This window comes from Clostridium sp. BJN0013 (assembly GCF_040939125.1).
Lineage (GTDB): Bacteria > Bacillota > Clostridia > Clostridiales > Clostridiaceae > Clostridium_B.
Map to the genome: position 1 here is coordinate 2,617,902 of NZ_CP162495.1, position 17,213 is coordinate 2,635,114.

General features: G+C 30.8%; 20 protein-coding genes and 2 pseudogenes. 8 read left to right on the forward strand and 14 right to left on the reverse strand.

Annotated features, from left to right (window positions below):
- Positions 1–22: 22 nt before the first annotated feature.
- The 4 genes from AB3K27_RS13360 to AB3K27_RS13375 all read right to left on the reverse strand — a co-directional run bounded on the left by AB3K27_RS13360 (position 23) and on the right by AB3K27_RS13375 (position 2,129).
- The gene (locus tag AB3K27_RS13360; RefSeq protein ID WP_368487917.1) at positions 23–193 is read right to left on the reverse strand and encodes a hypothetical protein; all 171 of its coding nucleotides are present in this window, start codon (positions 191–193) and stop codon (positions 23–25) included.
- 52 nt (positions 194–245) lie between these two features.
- Positions 246–1,364: an alpha/beta hydrolase family protein gene (locus AB3K27_RS13365; protein WP_368487918.1), complete on the reverse strand. Its 1,119-nt coding sequence runs from the start codon at positions 1,362–1,364 to the stop codon at positions 246–248.
- A gap of 82 nt (positions 1,365–1,446) precedes the next feature.
- On the reverse strand, positions 1,447–1,884 hold the full coding sequence (locus AB3K27_RS13370; RefSeq protein WP_368487919.1) for a MarR family winged helix-turn-helix transcriptional regulator: 438 nt from the start codon (positions 1,882–1,884) through the stop codon (positions 1,447–1,449).
- A gap of 110 nt (positions 1,885–1,994) precedes the next feature.
- Positions 1,995–2,129 carry a DUF255 domain-containing protein gene (locus AB3K27_RS13375; RefSeq protein ID WP_368487920.1) on the reverse strand — a complete coding sequence of 45 codons (135 nt, stop codon included), beginning with the start codon at positions 2,127–2,129 and terminating at the stop codon, positions 1,995–1,997.
- 594 nt (positions 2,130–2,723) lie between these two features.
- On the opposite strand from AB3K27_RS13375, the gene AB3K27_RS13380 reads away from it, so the two are divergent.
- From AB3K27_RS13380 to AB3K27_RS13390, 3 genes are all read left to right on the forward strand, one after another.
- Positions 2,724–3,215: a DUF1648 domain-containing protein gene (locus tag AB3K27_RS13380; protein WP_368487921.1), complete on the forward strand. Its 492-nt coding sequence runs from the start codon at positions 2,724–2,726 to the stop codon at positions 3,213–3,215.
- A 262-nt stretch (positions 3,216–3,477) separates the two neighbouring features.
- Entirely contained in the window at positions 3,478–4,389 is a 912-nt protein-coding gene (locus AB3K27_RS13385; protein ID WP_368487922.1) for a DUF4180 domain-containing protein, read from the forward strand.
- A gap of 218 nt (positions 4,390–4,607) precedes the next feature.
- A complete protein-coding gene (locus AB3K27_RS13390) occupies positions 4,608–4,931 on the forward strand; it encodes a hypothetical protein (protein ID WP_368487923.1) in 324 nt (107 codons plus the stop codon).
- Here the strand turns inward: AB3K27_RS13390 and AB3K27_RS13395 are convergent.
- The 5 genes and pseudogenes from AB3K27_RS13395 to AB3K27_RS13415 all read right to left on the reverse strand — a co-directional run.
- Positions 4,928–5,212: pseudogene (locus AB3K27_RS13395) on the reverse strand (IS3 family transposase); the annotation flags it as partial. The gene AB3K27_RS13390 and the pseudogene AB3K27_RS13395 sit on opposite strands and share 4 nt — an antisense overlap.
- Positions 5,213–5,306: 94 nt before the next feature.
- Positions 5,307–6,578, reverse strand: a pseudogene (ltrA, locus tag AB3K27_RS13400) (group II intron reverse transcriptase/maturase); the annotation flags it as partial.
- Between the two features lie 23 nt (positions 6,579–6,601).
- Positions 6,602–6,790, reverse strand: a complete 189-nt coding sequence (locus AB3K27_RS13405; protein WP_368487924.1) for a reverse transcriptase N-terminal domain-containing protein — start codon at positions 6,788–6,790, stop codon at positions 6,602–6,604.
- 525 nt (positions 6,791–7,315) lie between these two features.
- On the reverse strand, positions 7,316–7,984 hold the full coding sequence (locus AB3K27_RS13410; protein WP_368487925.1) for an IS3 family transposase: 669 nt from the start codon (positions 7,982–7,984) through the stop codon (positions 7,316–7,318).
- Positions 7,945–8,394: an HTH domain-containing protein gene (locus tag AB3K27_RS13415; RefSeq protein WP_368487926.1), complete on the reverse strand. Its 450-nt coding sequence runs from the start codon at positions 8,392–8,394 to the stop codon at positions 7,945–7,947. The genes AB3K27_RS13410 and AB3K27_RS13415 overlap by 40 nt, the downstream gene beginning before the upstream one ends.
- Positions 8,395–8,714: 320 nt before the next feature.
- Between AB3K27_RS13415 and AB3K27_RS13420 the strand changes: the two genes are divergently transcribed.
- Together AB3K27_RS13420 and AB3K27_RS13425 are read left to right on the forward strand one after the other, a co-directional pair.
- Positions 8,715–9,077: a BlaI/MecI/CopY family transcriptional regulator gene (locus AB3K27_RS13420; protein WP_368487927.1), complete on the forward strand. Its 363-nt coding sequence runs from the start codon at positions 8,715–8,717 to the stop codon at positions 9,075–9,077.
- A 5-nt stretch (positions 9,078–9,082) separates the two neighbouring features.
- Entirely contained in the window at positions 9,083–10,273 is a 1,191-nt protein-coding gene (locus tag AB3K27_RS13425) for a M56 family metallopeptidase (RefSeq protein WP_368487928.1), read from the forward strand.
- Between the two features lie 324 nt (positions 10,274–10,597).
- Here the strand turns inward: AB3K27_RS13425 and AB3K27_RS13430 are convergent, their stop codons facing one another.
- The 4 genes from AB3K27_RS13430 to AB3K27_RS13445 form a co-directional block, all read right to left on the reverse strand.
- Positions 10,598–11,926 carry a D-glucuronyl C5-epimerase family protein gene (locus AB3K27_RS13430; protein ID WP_368487929.1) on the reverse strand — a complete coding sequence of 443 codons (1,329 nt, stop codon included), beginning with the start codon at positions 11,924–11,926 and terminating at the stop codon, positions 10,598–10,600.
- Positions 11,927–12,009: 83 nt separating this feature from the next.
- Positions 12,010–12,171 carry a hypothetical protein gene (locus AB3K27_RS13435; protein WP_368487930.1) on the reverse strand — a complete coding sequence of 54 codons (162 nt, stop codon included), beginning with the start codon at positions 12,169–12,171 and terminating at the stop codon, positions 12,010–12,012.
- Positions 12,172–12,203: 32 nt separating this feature from the next.
- Entirely contained in the window at positions 12,204–12,503 is a 300-nt protein-coding gene (locus AB3K27_RS13440; protein WP_368487931.1) for a M56 family metallopeptidase, read from the reverse strand.
- Between the two features lie 622 nt (positions 12,504–13,125).
- Complete coding sequence (locus tag AB3K27_RS13445) at positions 13,126–13,692, reverse strand: TetR/AcrR family transcriptional regulator (protein ID WP_368491238.1); 567 nt, start codon at positions 13,690–13,692, stop codon at positions 13,126–13,128.
- A 245-nt stretch (positions 13,693–13,937) separates the two neighbouring features.
- On the opposite strand from AB3K27_RS13445, the gene AB3K27_RS13450 reads away from it, so the two are divergent.
- From AB3K27_RS13450 to AB3K27_RS13460, 3 genes are all read left to right on the forward strand, one after another.
- On the forward strand, positions 13,938–14,687 hold the full coding sequence (locus AB3K27_RS13450) for an MFS transporter (RefSeq protein WP_368487932.1): 750 nt from the start codon (positions 13,938–13,940) through the stop codon (positions 14,685–14,687).
- Positions 14,642–15,127: an MFS transporter gene (locus AB3K27_RS13455; protein WP_368491239.1), complete on the forward strand. Its 486-nt coding sequence runs from the start codon at positions 14,642–14,644 to the stop codon at positions 15,125–15,127. The genes AB3K27_RS13450 and AB3K27_RS13455 overlap by 46 nt, the downstream gene beginning before the upstream one ends.
- 118 nt (positions 15,128–15,245) lie before the next feature.
- Positions 15,246–15,836, forward strand: coding sequence for a hydrolase (locus AB3K27_RS13460; protein WP_368487933.1), 591 nt, complete (start codon positions 15,246–15,248; stop codon positions 15,834–15,836).
- A 252-nt stretch (positions 15,837–16,088) separates the two neighbouring features.
- On the opposite strand, the gene rsgA is transcribed toward AB3K27_RS13460, so the two are convergent.
- The gene (gene rsgA, locus AB3K27_RS13465) at positions 16,089–17,171 is read right to left on the reverse strand and encodes a ribosome small subunit-dependent GTPase A (RefSeq protein ID WP_368487934.1); all 1,083 of its coding nucleotides are present in this window, start codon (positions 17,169–17,171) and stop codon (positions 16,089–16,091) included.
- Positions 17,172–17,213: the final 42 nt, after the last annotated feature.

Consider the following 17,213-nt stretch of genomic DNA (forward strand, 5'->3'; position numbering starts at 1 on the left):
CCTCCTCTAATTAAAAATACATTCAAGTATATTCTATCCTTAAAGTGGTGTTATATGCACATTCTAAATTTTCATATTCTAAAATATTATCAATTATAATTTCTAATGTTGGCGCATCTAATTTTTGTATACCCTCTACCGCTGTTAAACATTCCAATATATGCTCTTTTTCAATTTCTCCATCATACTTCATAAATACCCTAAGTGAATATAATACTATATATTTAAAGCTTATTTATCCCATGTTATCCTTCAAGTTTTATCTTAAACCAATCTATAATCTCAGAAAATACTTCATCTAAATAATTCTGAGTACAATGTTCACCGTTCTCATAATACTTAAGAGTTTTTTCACCTTTTGCCCATCTCATCATTTTTTCTGCATGAACTTTTGGTGATGGCATCACCTCATCTTTCCCGGCATGGTAGAAAAGTAAAGGTACCTTTAAATTAGGTTGTTCTTCAATATCCCAGTCGAACTTATCTCTTACCTCTTCTAAGTTCTCACACCCAGTCATATAAGTAACTCCTCTCTGCCAAATTGGGTTTAGAGCTTTTAACCCCTTTAATCCACCTATATAAACAAGTCCACTATTTCCAACTACCGCTTTTACTCTTGAATCATATGCTGCACATATTGGTGCTAAATACCCTCCAAGACTAAAGCCCACTAGTGCAATTTTAGTTAAGTCAATCTCATACATTTTTTGTCCTTCAAACCAATCAATAATAGCCGACACTGCTTTATGATATTCCTTTGCATCAAATTTCATCCTCTGCCACATCTCTCCTTGACCGGGTCCATCAAAAGTAAAGTGATTAAACCCCTGTTGTCTAAATAATGTCCCTTGGAAATGCCCTTCTGCTTCCTTAATATTATCCATACCATTTACAAAAATTATAAGTGGTTTATTGGTAGTATCAGAAAGTCTTAAGTATCCTGGGATTTTAGTACCATTGAAGGGTATATCTATTCGTATTGGTTTTTCCTTTTCATCATATAAACTGATTGCTTTTTTATAGCTTTTTCTAGCTTTCTCTTGTGTACTTTCTTTTTGGGTACTATCAATGAAAAATATATGCTGACCTATATGATAACAGCCTACTGCCTCATGAAACAATTTTCTTGCTTTTGTTGCATATCCATTTTGTAAAGCCTCTTCTGCCATATTATATAAATGATTCCCTTCTTTAGTCCATTCATTGCACCATTGTAACCAGCTAGAAATTCTATTTACTACTCTCTTTATTCTTTCATACTCTACTCCAAAAGATAAGAATCTTCCATACCACCTGTAATAAGTTTTCTTCTCGCTAAAAATGAAGTGGAATGCGAACTTTTCCTTTAAGGTTAATTTTACCATAAAATACCTCCTTGAAATATACTAAACCTCTTGTAGTTATACATACTATAGTTATAACAACTATAGTATGTAATTTAAATGCCTATTCGGCATTTTTACATATCTTCTCTAATACATTTAGAAAAATTCCTAAATCTTCATCAGATATATCTTTCCTAAATTGCTCATTAATTGACTTAATATAAGGTATAAGGTCTTCAAACATTTTCCTTCCTGCATCCGTAAGATAAATACATGAACTTCTCCTATCATTTTCATGTTTTTCCCTTACTACATATCCATTTTTGGAAAGTACATCTAATATTCTAGTTACATTGGTTTTATCTTTGTATGTTTTTACAGCAATTTCGCTTTGAATTGAACCAGGTTCCATATATAATACATTTAGTACTGTCCATTGCTCGAAGGTAATATGGTAGCCTTTTTCTAAAAACAAGCTAAGAATTTTTCTCTTAATGCACACATCACCTTTAATTATTAAATACCCAACTAATTTGGTATAATTATATTGTGTTTCCAAGCTATCACCTACTTAAAATAAGTTGTTATAACTATAATAGCTCTATCAACTTAATTTGTCAATATACTTGTTTATTTTCATTAGAAATTATTTAATAAAAATATTTATACCTAGAAATACCCAATCAAGAGAAATATAGGTTTATCCTCATTTTTAGCCTTTTCAAATGTTTCTTCTTCCCATGTATACCAGCTTACTGGGTTACATGCATTTTGCAATAAATAACAAAACTTTTCTTTATGCATGATATTGATTAGAATACCCCTCTATTCCAAAATTTTCAAAATTTAGCACGGCAGACATAATACAATAGCTGCAAGACAAATATATTTTTTACTTCCTTGATTTTTTTCAATTTATATAATTTCCTTCATATACTCTACTTTCCTCAAGTTGCCATATTAAATATTAACACAGAAAAACGGAATAATTATGTGATTTCTGCCAAACAGTCATAAAAACCAAAAGTCACTCTCCGTCAGAGAAGAAGCACCACCAACTCATAGACGCATTTTCTATCTTATTAGATTGTTGAATAACTAAAACATGGTATAATATTAATCAAGAGAATAAAAACGTTTTTAGTTAGTCACCCTTACAATGCTTTATCTCTTTCAAAAAAGTCATTGCGATTAATTTGACAACAGAGACCATCTATAAGAAGTCAATAGATTTTATAAAAAAATTTATAATATATCTTGAAATATATAAATACTTTAGTTCGTAGAAGTAAATTGCTATGACGGAACAGTAAGATATAATTGCTAACTTGCAGAAATATATTAATTTTATAATATGTAAAATAAAATATGCCCTATATAAGGATGGATGGATATAAAATGGAAAAAAGGCCGAAATTTAAAATAGCTTATTCAATTTATGAAATAATAATGGAATCTGTTAGCATTATGGCAATATTTATAAATATTGGGTTGTTATTAAAATACTATACGCTACTTTCCAATACTATACCCACACATTTTAATGCTGCAGGTGCCCCTGATAGATATGGTAGCAAGAGTTCTATATTTGTGCTTCCTATTATAGTTTTTATAATGTACTTTTTTTTAACTCTCTTAAGTAGGTTTCCTAATATATATAATTATCCAAAGCCCATAACTAGAGAAAATGCAAAATATCAGTACAGATGTGCTAGGCAATTGATGATTATCATAAAAACAGAAATTATGATATGCTTTACCTATATAGAATGGACAATCATAAAGGTTGTTTTAGGAAACTCTAATGGTTTGGGATTATGGTTTCTTCTAATATTTTTAACAATTATTTTTGGTACATTAGCAATATATATTAGAAAAGCTTTAAGGTAATTTAACCACAGTATTCTTAAGTTATGACGAAACAGTAAATTGTTGTGACTCAATTTCTTTTTAGTATAAGACAATAACTAAAGCAATCTAAAATCTAACAAATAAATATTTACAAACTAAAAAAGTTTGACAGTTGTTTTATGAATAATATATCTGTTTTTTATCTTCTTAGCATTTTCATAATTAAATAATACAGATATATTGACAACACTCATTATCATATGTTATATATAACATATGATAATGAGTTGGAGGAAAAACTATGTCCATTAATTATGCGATTTTAGGAATTCTTAGTTATAAGTCTTTAACTGGATATGACTTAAAAAAAATAATTCAGGAATCACCTTTTATGTACTGGTCAGGTAACAATAATCAAATATATAAATCATTGGTGAGACTTCTCAATGAAGGTTTCGTTACAAACGAGGTTCATCATCAGGAAAGCTCTCCATCAAAAAAAATTTATACGATCACCAGAGAGGGATTGGCTGAATTGAAAAAATGGTTACTTTCTTCTCCTGAACCTCCTGAATTTAAAAAGATGTTTCTTATTCAATTAGCTTGGGCAAATCAACTAAGTACAGATGAGTTAAACACATTATTATCAAAATATGAAAATGAAGTCAGAATGCAATTATTATTGCATCAAGAAAAGAAGCGCAGACAAACTTTTTTACCCGATAGAACCTCTCGAGAAGTACATCTATGGGATTTGATTTATGATAATATAATCTCATCTTATGAAAATGAATTGAAATGGATTCAAAAAGTACAAAAAGAAATTTGTAGTAATATTAAGGAGACAAATAGAATGAATTATAAAGTAATCGAAAGGAATAACAAAAAGTATATTGAATGTAATTCTAGTGAGACACTACTTCGTTCAGAACAGGATGCTTTAAATCTTACTGCTGCATGTGTTGAAAATAATATTTATCTATTAATGCTCCACTCAGAAGTACTTACTGATGATTTCTTCAAACTTAGAACAGGCTTGGCAGGACAGGTGCTGCAAAAATTTATAAACTATCATGTAAAAGTGGTAGTTGTTCTAACAAGCGAGCAAAAAATTAAGGGTAAGTTTAAAGAACTGATTGCTGAATCCAATAAAGGAAATGACTTTAGAGTATTTAACAATCCTGCAGAAGCTGAAAATTGGCTTTTAAACTAAAATAAAACGTAAGAGCATATTAAAGTGGACCCTATGTCGAGGACATTTGAAAAAGACGGACTAGAAAGAGAGAAGATTTTTGAATATCCTTGTGTCATGGAGGCGATATGACACAAAGGCACTGGTATTGCATCTCCAACAGATACTTTTATCAGTACCTTTAAATTAACAGCATATCGATATAGCTTATGACTCTAACTATTAGATTCTTGAATGAAATGTTTCGCACATGGGGAGATCATATTGATAAACCACTTGAACAATACCTTTTGGCAATGTATGAGGAGGAACCATTTCCCTATGAATGGAGTGAGCAAGACTTGTATGAACAAATCCGTAAGTTAATTCTTCAATACAATCAAGGGGAACTCGATATTACTATTCCTTCTGCCGAAGAAAGGCAAAGAGTTCGCTATGAAGCTCTTAAAGATAGTTATTTAGAACTTTTACGTGAAACAAATCATCTCAAGAGTATAATTAAAAATACAAGAGCAATACTTGATAATGGCTGTAAAGCCTCATCAGATGATGAGATATTTTAAACTTTTATAGGATATTCCCCAGTTTCCAGATATCTAAAATATTGATTTGGTGATAGCTTGGCCAAATTCCATTGATAACGATCATTATTATAATAGTCCATATAATTATCAACTTCTTGCTTAAGTTCATCGAAGGTACTACACTTATCAATATGTATTTCATCTTTCATATGTCCGAAGAAGGATTCTTGAGGGGCATTATCCTAGCAGTTCCCCCTTCTGGACATAGATTGCCTAATTTCTTCTTTTAGTATAAGCTCTTGGAACTTAATGCTGGTATAATCGATTAAGAAAAAGAGATTGCTCCCTTTCCCTCATCTAAGAACCGTACGTGAGAGTTTCCCGCTCATACGGCTCAAGCATTTCTTCACCCTTTCAGGCAGCAACAAATGTATGCAGTTTTATCTTTCTTTTATCAAAATAGTCCTTGTCTAAGAAAGGTGTTTTTATGATCTGCAATTTTGGATATCTGACGATTTTAATCCGTCTCAAATTAATTAGACTGTACTCGTCCGTCTTGAAAAGCCATCTTTTCCAACCTTTTTCATGCCAGTATTTATTTAGTCTCCACCATTTGTTCTTATTTGGGTGTCTATGTTTTGCCCATTGCTGTAGTAAGTGATAAAGGGTGTTGTTAATATTTGAAAAGGCTTTACTAGCAACCACGTGTTTGTGATAATTTGTCCAGCCTCTTATGACTTGATTAAGCCTTCTTATTAAGTCAGATTGGGTGCTAGCTTTCCCCTCCTTAAGGATTATTGTGGAACATCTCCTAATTATGTTTTTAATAGAACTTTTAGAAGGTTTAACTATTAATTTCCCACTGTATTTCTTAAATGTCCAGCCAAGAAAGTCAAACCCTTTGTCGATATGTGTGATTGTAGTCTTTTCTTCTGATAGTGTTAGACCTCTTGATTGGAGGAATTGACTAACAGTAGTTTTAAGTTCTTCAGCAATTTCTTTTGAGTTTGCAGTAATAACAAAATCATCAGCATACCGAATCAAGTTCACTTTAGTTTTGGCTCTGTAATGATTTTCTATTTTACCTTTTGAATTTCTATGATATTTATCTTGAATCACTTTTTCGAGTCCATCTAATGTCATATTTGCATATATACTTGAGATTGCACCGCCTTGTGGCGACCCTGTTTCCGTTGGGAACAGCTTTTCTTCATATATATATCCCGATTTTAGGAACTGCTTCATAATAATTTTATCCATTGGTATATTGTTTTGTAACCATTCATGGTTAATGTTATCAAAGCAACCTTTAATATCGCCTTCAAGTATCCATGTCGGAGAACACTTTCTAGCTAATACACAAAATATCTGCTCACAGGCATCTTTTGCACTTCGTCCACGGCGGAATTCAAAGGAAATGGAATCACCTTTTGTTTCTGCGATTGGCTCAAGCGCTAGTGCATATAATGTTTGCATTGCTCTATCATACATTGTTGGTATACCTAATGGACGTTTCTGTTTTTTACCTTTCTTTTCGATGTATACTCGTCTTAAAGGTTTTGCTTTATAGTTTTTGTCAGTAAGTGAAAGCACAGCTTTCATCTTCGAAGCAGAGGTAGACCATAGTTTTTTGTCTACTCCAGACGTATTCTTCCCTTTATTTGTTGTTACTTTTCTTACAGCATAAGCCTTAGCTGAAAAAGAGTGGGTTAATAAGTATTGTAATCTTTTGGCTTTATTATTGTCCCCTTTTTTTTTGTTGCCTTAGCGATTCGGGTTTGTAGTCTATTAACATCGAATTCAACTTGTTTCCAGTCAATTGTTTCCCATTGAAATTCAAGTGATTTCGTGTCTTTTAGTCTCTCGGTTTTATCCGTCGTTGAATTACTAAAATTCATAAATATATACTCCTTTCCTGCTAAGAAATACCATAGGATAAGTCTGCACTCTTTCGAATTAGGGCAAATTTTGAACCCTTATCTGTTTTCATTACAAAATCAGCATTCGCTTTTTATCCTTTTCTTCTGCCCTCTATGTCATTTCGCCCCTTACGGTTAGATACCTCTCGATGGAGGAACATATAGGGTTTACCAAGTTCCACATAATACATAATTGTAAATGCCTTAGGAGTCATCTTTAAACCGGGAGTTCTTTATCCATTCGCATTGGTTTAACAGTTGGCCTTTGCTCGACTCCTTACCATTTTGGTCAAAGCGTTTCAGCCTATTTCGCTTTCTCCAGCGTAACGATTCCTACAATGATTCACTTTACGTTCTCCATAGCATTCTTACTCTAGCAGTTGTCCCAGCTTAGGCTACTCGAACTTCCACATTGTCTCGTGAGCTTTCTAACCCAAACGTTACCATTCACGCTAGTCACGATAGAGTTACCCCGAATGGATGGGGCAGTCTTACGACAATGTATTACGCGACTTCTTGTCGCACGTGGCATCCTTGATCAGAATGAATTAATGTTTCTTTTGTTAAGGAAATGCCATAGTCACGTATCAATATATATACAGTTTCTAGTACAAAGTCAACTTCTAGGGAATCGCTTAAGACATATGATAATATTTGTTTTGTAAAAGCATCCATAATGGTGGAAAGGTAAGCTTTCTGGGAATTACCATAAACCATATATGTTATATCTGTCAATAAGACCACTCTTGCTCCATGCTCCTTAAATTCACGATTTAGAAGATTTTCAGCAACATTATTTGTTTTTAAAGCCTTCGCCATTCTCCAGTAAGGGTTTGCTTTTCTTATAGGGCATTTCAAATTAAATTTATTCATAAGACAGCTTATTTTCTTCTGATTCATTCGTATACCCTTATTCAATAATCGCATATAGATTCCACGTTTACCCTTATCATAACCACGAAACTGATAGGCATCTAAAATGAGCTCAAAATCCTTCTTATCCTGCTCATCTTTTTTGTTTCCTGCTTTCTCTGATGATATCCAATTGTAATAACCAGACCTAGAAACACCAGCACATTCACACAACCAGCTTATGTTCAGCAGATTATTGTCTCTCTGCAACATTTGCTGAATTATCTTGAATTTTTCTTCTGGTTTTGCTTGTACTTCCATTGCGCCTGTCGGTCCAGAAAGTTTATTTTTTTTAAGAATTCATTTTCTTGTTTTAGATATTTAACTTGGTGCTGTAAACGTGCAATTTGTTCATCAGCGGTTAAGTCTTTTGTTAATGGACGTCCAGATGCACCTTTTCTCGTGTCACTAAATCCTTGTTCACGTTTGCTCATCTTCCTAAAGCGGCGAGAAATATTGTCAATTCTTTCTCTTCCTAAAGCACTAATATCAAAGCCAGAGTTTCTTAATATCTCGGATGGTATTTTACCAGCCTCATATTCTGATACAAAGTATGCCCTAAATTCTTCAGTGTATGTTATAGCCTTCGAGCTGGCGCTCTTTATGTATGGATTCTTTAATAAAGCTTCTAATTGTTCATCTGTAAAATATTTTTTCCCTATTATAATCAACTCCTTTAAAATAGTTTACAATAAAAAAAGACCCTGTAAAATAGAATCAGTTAAAAATAGTACTTTGTACGTTTTTTTAACTGTCTATTTTATAGGGCCTTTTTTATTGAAATAAACAGTTTTATTTTTTTACTGTCTAACGCAAGGACAGCATATCAGTTCTTAGTGCAACAGCCCTTTTTTATTTAACTTAATAAATACATTTATCATTTAAGCTTATCATTTTATAATAAATAAATTTTTATAAAAATATTGATATTACGACAATTGTCGTATATACTTTAATTAAGATAAAAAATGAAAGAAAGGTTGATTAAGAAATGAAGAAGCTTCCTAGAACAGAACTTGAAATAATGAAATTTATTTGGAGCAGAAAGGATAAAGTATCTACAAAGGAGGTAGCCAACCATATGGAAGAGGTTTTAGGATGGAAACTCAGTACTACATCTAAAACTTTATCAAGGCTTGTAAAAAAAGAATTTCTTGTTACAGAACGAATAGGGAAACAATCCTATTATACACCAATAGTAGAGGAGGATGATTACTTAAAATTTGAGACTAAAGATTTCTTTAATTATCTTCACGGAAAGTCATTAAAAAGTATAATATCCACCCTTGAGGAAAGTGATGAAATTACTAATGAAGACTTAGATGAGCTTGAAAAATGGATAAAGAATAGGTAATTGTTATGAAAGATATTTTTTTAGAAGTTTTAAGAACAAGTTTGTTAGCGGGGATATTAATATTTGGAATAATTATTATAAAAGATAATTTTTTAACTAAGTATAGTCATAAATTCAACTATTTTTTAGCTGTTATAGTAATTATAAGAATGCTTTTAATAGTCAGTATTAAACTTAGTATAAATATAAGTGATTTTACAAAAGAGAGTTACACTGATTATCATGAAGGTATATATAATTTCACTCAATCTCATTTAAACAATATAAATATAATTGGCTACATTTATATTGGAATGCTGATCTGGTTTATAGGACTAATAGTAGTTCTACTATATTATACTTATTTTCAAGGAAAATTTTATTTAAAAATTAAAAATAATATGACTTCTGTAAAGGATATAAGAATAGAAGAAATTTTAAATAACGAAAAAATAAATTTAAATATAACTAAGAATATAAGAGTGAAAATAGTAAAAGGAATTTCTTCGCCAGCTATAATAGGAATACTAAATTCTACAATAATTATACCGGAACAAGAATTTTCAAACAATGATTTAAAATGGATATTTAGACATGAGCTAGTTCATTTTAAAAGAAAAGATAATGTTATAAAACTTCTTATGATATTCTCAGTAGCATTACATTGGTTTAACCCATTAATATATATACTTAGAAAATTTTTTAATGAACAATGTGAGTTATCCTGTGATGAAGTAGTTATTAGTGACTCCGAAACAGAGGATATTAAAGAATATGCATTGCTTTTGGTGAAATCCGCTAGATATAAAAACACGCTAAAACTTTCTATAATGTCATCACAGTTAACTAATAAAAAAGTAAATATAACGAAAAGGAGAGTAAAAAACATGTTAAGTCTGAAGTCAAGAAAAAAGGGAATGGCAGCTGCTGCTATATCATTGGCTGTTATATGTGGATCTATATTTGCATTGAATATCAATAAGGTATCATCAACAGTTTCGGAAAATAATACCAATACTGTAGCTGAAAAAAAATCAAATCAAAACAATAATGATTATACAGGCAGAAGCGCAGTAGTAACTTTAGAAACATATACCTATAAAGACGCTCCGAAAGAATTAAGAAAAGAACATGAGGAAAACTGCAAATCAATTAATATAGAAGTAAAAAATTCAGATGTAATTGGTAAATTTGTTTCAGTAGTTTGGGATAAATAATCTATTAATAAAGCTATTTGTGGTTCTTAAACTCGCTATATAAAGTTGTATTTCTTTATTTATAATAATTATATTTAAGTAAATATTTGCTTGAAAAATTTAGTAAAAGATTAAACTTATTATATTAGATGAAACTTTTTTTGTTTATAATATAGTACTTTGGCTTTAATTGAGAAACAAAAAGATAAAATTACTGTTATAGGAAAAAACGACCACATAGAGTCCCTTAAAACAGCAAATGAGGTTTCAAATAAGAAATATCTCCAAAATTCCATATTGGTCATTTGCCATAATCCCGGTGTATAATACCATAATTTAACCCGTTTAGCTTAAGACATATGACTTCCACAATAGATTATAGTATTTGTACACTGGATTTTTAGTAATTGAATACATTGCATCCACAAGTTCTATATGCGTTTTATGGTACTCTATATTTATATTTGGATATTGATCTTTTTTTGTGAGATAAGCGGCATCATAAGCTGTCATATATCCTAAATCATATTTATATATAATCTTGAGAAGCGTATTATTGCAATTAATAAACATCTCATGGGCATTTTTACTATAAACACTGTCCTTTGTTTGAGATAAATCATAAATTCCAAGTATGGTATATATAAAACCATTTAAAGTATAAGATTTGGGATTAGTTATATATTCTTGAAAAAACACATTACTGCTTCCATCCAACTCTCTTGTTGTATCCTTTGTACCACCTTCATCAACTGGAATACACATGAATTCATATGCTCTATTAGCAGCATCTAAATATTTTTTATCACTTGTAACTTGATAGGCACGAACAAAAACACTTATAGCTTGTCCTTGTGCTAAAGATGACACCCAGCCTGGTTCATACGCATATTCATTAATATAATGTTTAAATCTAAAATTAAGTTTCAATACACCTGAAGAGCTCTGTAGTGATAATAACTTGTCGACTGAATCTATAAACTTATTTTTGGTACCAGTACCTTTCTTATACTTTCCAAATTGAGTTAAAGAAAATTGTGCAATTGTTACAGGATTATAATAAAAGTATCCATCTCCTCCGCTTTCTGAATCATATTTAACCATAGGTAATCCATTTTCATCAAGATGTACATAATCATTTTCATAATAACAAGTTTCCTCACTAGCATTAAAATAATCACTAGTTGTAGTATAATTGACATTATTTAAAAGTACACAACCTGCTTTTTTATACTCATCTCTCTTTGATTTACTGTATTCTAAATATTGTTTTGTCTGCATCTTCTCCAATGTATGCTTATGATTGGATAGCTCTAAATAGGCTTGAGCTGTCAGTTCTAAAGGTTTATTCGATAAAGAGTTACTTATAATAGCTTGATAGCCTTTACTTGCCTGCTCATATTCACCAATAGAATGTTCATATTTGGCATATTTTAATGTACTTTGTAGATTGCTCTTAATAATATCTACATTTCCCTCTTTGCTTTTTTTTTCTGGTTTGGTTCCTGCATTACATACAACTTTATTGTATCTTTTATCAAGAATATTTATCCATAAAGTATGTAAGCCACAAATTAATAAAACTATTATACATATTGATCTGGCCATTTTCTTTTTATTAATTTTTAAATTCTTTTTTCGTTTCCTGTAATCTTTCACTTTAATATTTGACATGATAAATCTCCCACTACTTTAGCTTTAAATTAGAAAGATACTTTATTTTTAAAGCATCTTTCTCAGTGATAACAAATAAAATTCTATTTTAATGCTTTTTCTTTGAGTTTATTAAAATTTTCTTTTGTTGGATATGCTGTATTCAAACTCAGTCCTTTATCTATGGATTTTAGGACGTCTTTTTTATTTCCAGCTTTTATCTGTAAGTCCGCTAAATAATACCAATAAAATCCAACACCCGGCATTGCCTTCTCTCCATTTCCTTCTAAATCTGCAGCTAAGACCGCATCCAGCCTGAACCCTTCTCCTGATTCATCTCAACTTTTTGTGTAGTAGGTGCAATCACATTAAATCTGCTTAAAGGAGTTTCAATTCCAACAGGAACAATTAATCTTATAATAAGCAAAAACCATATATAATATTGCCATGCGGCATTAAATCTAGTTTTAAGCAATCCTTTTATAATAAAAATTAGAATGGCTACTATGCTTCCCATAATTGATGATAAAACAATCATTTTGAAAACAGAATAAGGATTCACAAAATCACCTCTTTTTACTGTTTTTCCCTCCTCCATATTACAAATGTAGTCTGTTGTTCTATATTACTATTGTAGTCTCTATTTGTCAATTATTTTTATAATTATTTTACGATAAAAAATAAAACCATATCTTTATATAAGATATGATTTTAAAGTACTATCTCTATCTGTAAAAATTCATAGAAACAGTTTAAAACACTCACACAAATTGCTTTAATATTTATGAAAATATTATACCATATTGGGATTTCTATCTATCAGCTAAAGTTACAAACGGACTTAAAGAATTTGATCCTTTATAATGTATAATTGGCTTATTTCTGTATGGTGCACCATTGAACCTAATCTATCAAAATAGGTAAGGGACAGAATTACCATAAAGAAAAAAGTAAAATTATAATAAAGATATCAATGCAATTATTACTTCTAAACTTTTTTAGAAAATATAAATTTACTATATATTATAGATACATAGTAAATGGCCAAATCACAAGACTTGACATTCTTGACATTATAGACGGGAAACATTCAATTTGTTTAAAAATTAAATGGCACAGGAGTAATAAATTAGATTCCATTATTAAAAATCATAATTTATTAGAATTCATTTACAACAATTCAGCCAAATGACCAAAAGATTTATTAGTTAATACAAGACTTAACACAAATTTCTTGAAACTGACAAAATAAAATCATCTATCATCAGTTGAAAACTGTCTTCTGAACTTACTGGATTTTGGAAATATCCGAGAAAATTTAAAGAGATAAAGCCATGTAACAAACTCCTTAACGCTCGGCTTTTATGAACCAAATGTGTTTCATCCTCAATATAAAAATGTAAAATTTGACGAATAATACTGGTAGTTTCTTTTGCTAAACGATGTACTTCTTTATCTTGTGTACTTGGAATATTCATAATAAGCCCATAAGCAGCCTTGTTTTCAAAAGCAAAGTCTCTATAAGTGTAGGCATACTCTCTAATAGCATCTCCCCCACTTTTACCAATTAATCTTTGCATTAATTTCAAATTCAATTTATTTAAAAGGCATATCGTCATTTCTATTTTAAGATTATCCATGTTAGCAAAATGATTATATAAAGATGGGTATTTTATGTCCAACTTTTCTGCAATTTTGGGGAAAGTAATTTGATTAAGTCCAATTTCATCGGCCAATGAAAAAGCAACTTGGATAATTTTATCTTTGGTTAAATTTCGCTTTCGCATCATTCTATAACTCCTTCGTATAATTTTACTTTATAAAAATAGTTTAACATAAAGGAATATATTTATCAAACTATAATATATAGTTTACATGTTATAGTTTATAATTTATAATAATATTAAAAAGCAACACATAGTGCAACATACATTTTATTGCCGTTTAGTTGTTTGTTAATTGGCATTTTCGTTATGTATTGTAGATAGTAGCATTATTTATGTTGAGTTATAGCAAAGAGAAGAGGTATATTATGAAAATGTGGAAAAGAAATTTAATAGTTTGTTGGTTTGGAATGTTTGTAACCAGTGTAGGAATGAGTCAAATTGCTCCAGTATTACCCCTCTATATAAAACATCTTGGCATTTCTAATACAGCTTTAATTGAACAATTTTCAGGAATTGCTTTTGGTATTACCTTTATAATTTCAGCTGTTTTTTCACCAATTTGGGGACACGCTGCTGATAAATTTGGACGAAAGCCAATGCTTTTGCGAGCAAGCCTTGGTATGGCAGTAGTTATATTCAGCATGGGTTTCGCACAAAATGTACATGAACTGATAGTATTAAGAGTATTGCAGGGTATTATCACAGGTTACAGTACAGCTTGTACTACACTGATTGCAACCCAGACAGATAAGGAACATGCAGGATGGGCTTTAGGTACGCTCTCAACATCAGGTATTGCAGGAGCACTACTTGGACCAATGATTGGTGGATATATTGAAGAAAACTTTGGTTTACAAAATGTATTTTTTATAACAGGTATACTTATGCTGATTACATTCATTACAACTGCTTTATTTGTAAGAGAATCCTTTACTCATGAAGATAAAAAGGTGAGTAGTATTAAGGAGATATGGAGCATTATTCCAAACAAGAGTTTAACTATTATAATGTTCGTGACCTCTTTTATATTAACTCTAGCGCTATATTCCGTAGAACCAATCATAACAGTATATATTACTCAGTTATCCGTAATACCAATCACGTTGCTCTGTTAGCTGGAATGGCATTCTCAGCATCAGGATTAGCAAATATAATTGCGGCTCCGAGGCTAGGAAAACTTTCTGATAAAATTGGAGCACAGAAAGTTATATTAGTTGCACTTGTAGTGGCAGGAATAATTTTTATACCACAGGCCTTTGTAAAAAATCCTTGGCAGCTAATGGGTCTTCGCTTTCTATTAGGACTAGCAATGGGGGGACTTAATCCTTCTGTTAATGTTTTAGTTAAAAAAATTACGCCAGATTCTCTTACAGGTAGAATTTTTGGTTTTAATATATCCGCCCAATATTTAGGGATATTTGGAGGTTCCATTTTAGGTGGGCAAGTGGCAGCTTATTTAGGTATAAGATATATATTTTTTATTACAAGTACATTGCTACTACTAAATGCACTATGGGTTTATTTTAAAGTATATAAAAAGCTTAGCTTAAATTAATAATCATCACAATATAAAATAAAATTATGAACTATATTATATTTATAGTCTATGTACAATCGCCATGACAAGGGGCTCACAGTACCTTGTACACGATATATAAAAAGGAGATAAAGAAATGGAAGATTTAAAATCAACAGAAACTGAATTAATAAAATCAGAAAAAACAGCTCTGGTAATTATAGACTTACAAAATGGCATTGTAAACAGGGAGCTTTCACCCCATACTGGTGTAGAGGTTGTTCAGAATGCAAGCAGATTGATTAATGCATTCACAGGGGAGGGAGCCTTTGTAGTTCTTGTAAGAGTTTCCTCTATAGATGGAAAAGATATGTTAAAACCAAATGTAGATTCGAAAATTAATCCAATACAATTTCCAAAAGGCTGGGATAGTTATGTGGCTGAAATAGCAAATAGTAAAAACGCTCATACTATTGCCAAAAGACAATGGGGTGCATTTTATGGTACTGATCTTGACTTGCAGTTACGACGTCGTGGAATTGATACTATTGTACTATGCGGCATCTCTACTGGAATTGGCGTAGATACTACAGCAAGAGAAGCTTTTCAACATGGTTATAACCAAATTTTTGTGGAAGATGCAATGACAGCTTTAACAAAAGAAGAACATAATTATGTTTGTAAACACATCTTTCCTAGGATAGGTAAACTTCGAACAAGTGAAGAAATAATTTTATCATTAAGATAAAATTAGATTTGACGAAATATAAATATAACTTATTATTGTCGTTTTTTATTTTTAATTCACTAACGTTCAATGTGTACTAAGATATTTTACACATAAGACTAACTCACTTATAGAAGCTGAAAGGAAAGTAGACAGTTTTTGTTTTCCTTTATCTACCATTAGGTTCGAACAAAAAATAAGTTGACGCATAATTTAATTATGCGTCAGCCCCAACAAAAAAATTTATGAATATTACGAAGCAATTTCACTTTATTATCGTCTTTTATTCTTGCCTTTAATAAATTTTCGGGCTTCTTTCATAGCTCTCATGCTGCCAAACATTTTATTTATTTTTTCTCTTTCCAGTTCTTTTGAATTAAGCTCACTGTACCTTAACTCTCTTTGAAGTTTTTTATAGTTTTCTAAACGCTCTATATCAAGCCTACCTTCTTCTATAGCCTCTTTAACAGCACATTTAGGCTCATTTTCATGTTGACAATCTGAAAACTTGCACCTTTTAGCTATTTCTTCTATATCACTAAAAGATTTATCTAAATCTGCACTTATTATTCCTAATTCTCTCATTCCAGGGGTATCTATTACAACTCCACCATCAGGAACTAAAATTAATTCCCTATGAGTAGTCGTGTGCCTGCCTTTATCATCATTTCTTACATTATTTGTTTTTAAGAACTCCTTACCTATAAGTTTATTAATAAGAGTAGATTTACCAACACCTGATGAACCAATAAAAGCTATAGTTTTACCATTTGTAATGTATTTTTTTATAGCTAAATATCCACCTTCTAATACACTACTTGTAACTACTATATCTATGCCAATTGCAATAGACTCAACTTGTAAAATCTTACTCTCAACATCATTGCATAAATCGGATTTTGTCAATACTACTACTGGTGTTGCCATACTATCCCAAGCAATTGAAATATATCGTTCTAGCCTACGAATATTGAAATCATTATTTAGAGACATACAAATAAAAACTATATCAATATTAGCAGCAACTATCTGGCCTTCAAGCCTTGTTCCTGATACTTTTCTTTCAAAATAACTTTTTCTTGAAAGAATTCGATGAATAATTGCATTTCCACTCATATCAGTAGTTCTATCTACTAAAACCCAATCTCCAACTACTGGATAATCAATAGTTGAATTTGATGAATAGCCTAATTTACCAGAGATTTTAGCCAATATTTCTCCATTCTCAGTAATTATCTTATACATGTCTTTATACTGAGTAGACACCCTTGCAATATATAAATATTTTTCATACATTTCAGCTTCCTGAATATATCTTTCATTTAAACCCAAATTATATAAATTTATTTTGTCCAATTCTTATTCCTCCCATATTCAATAAACAAACCTATTACAGAG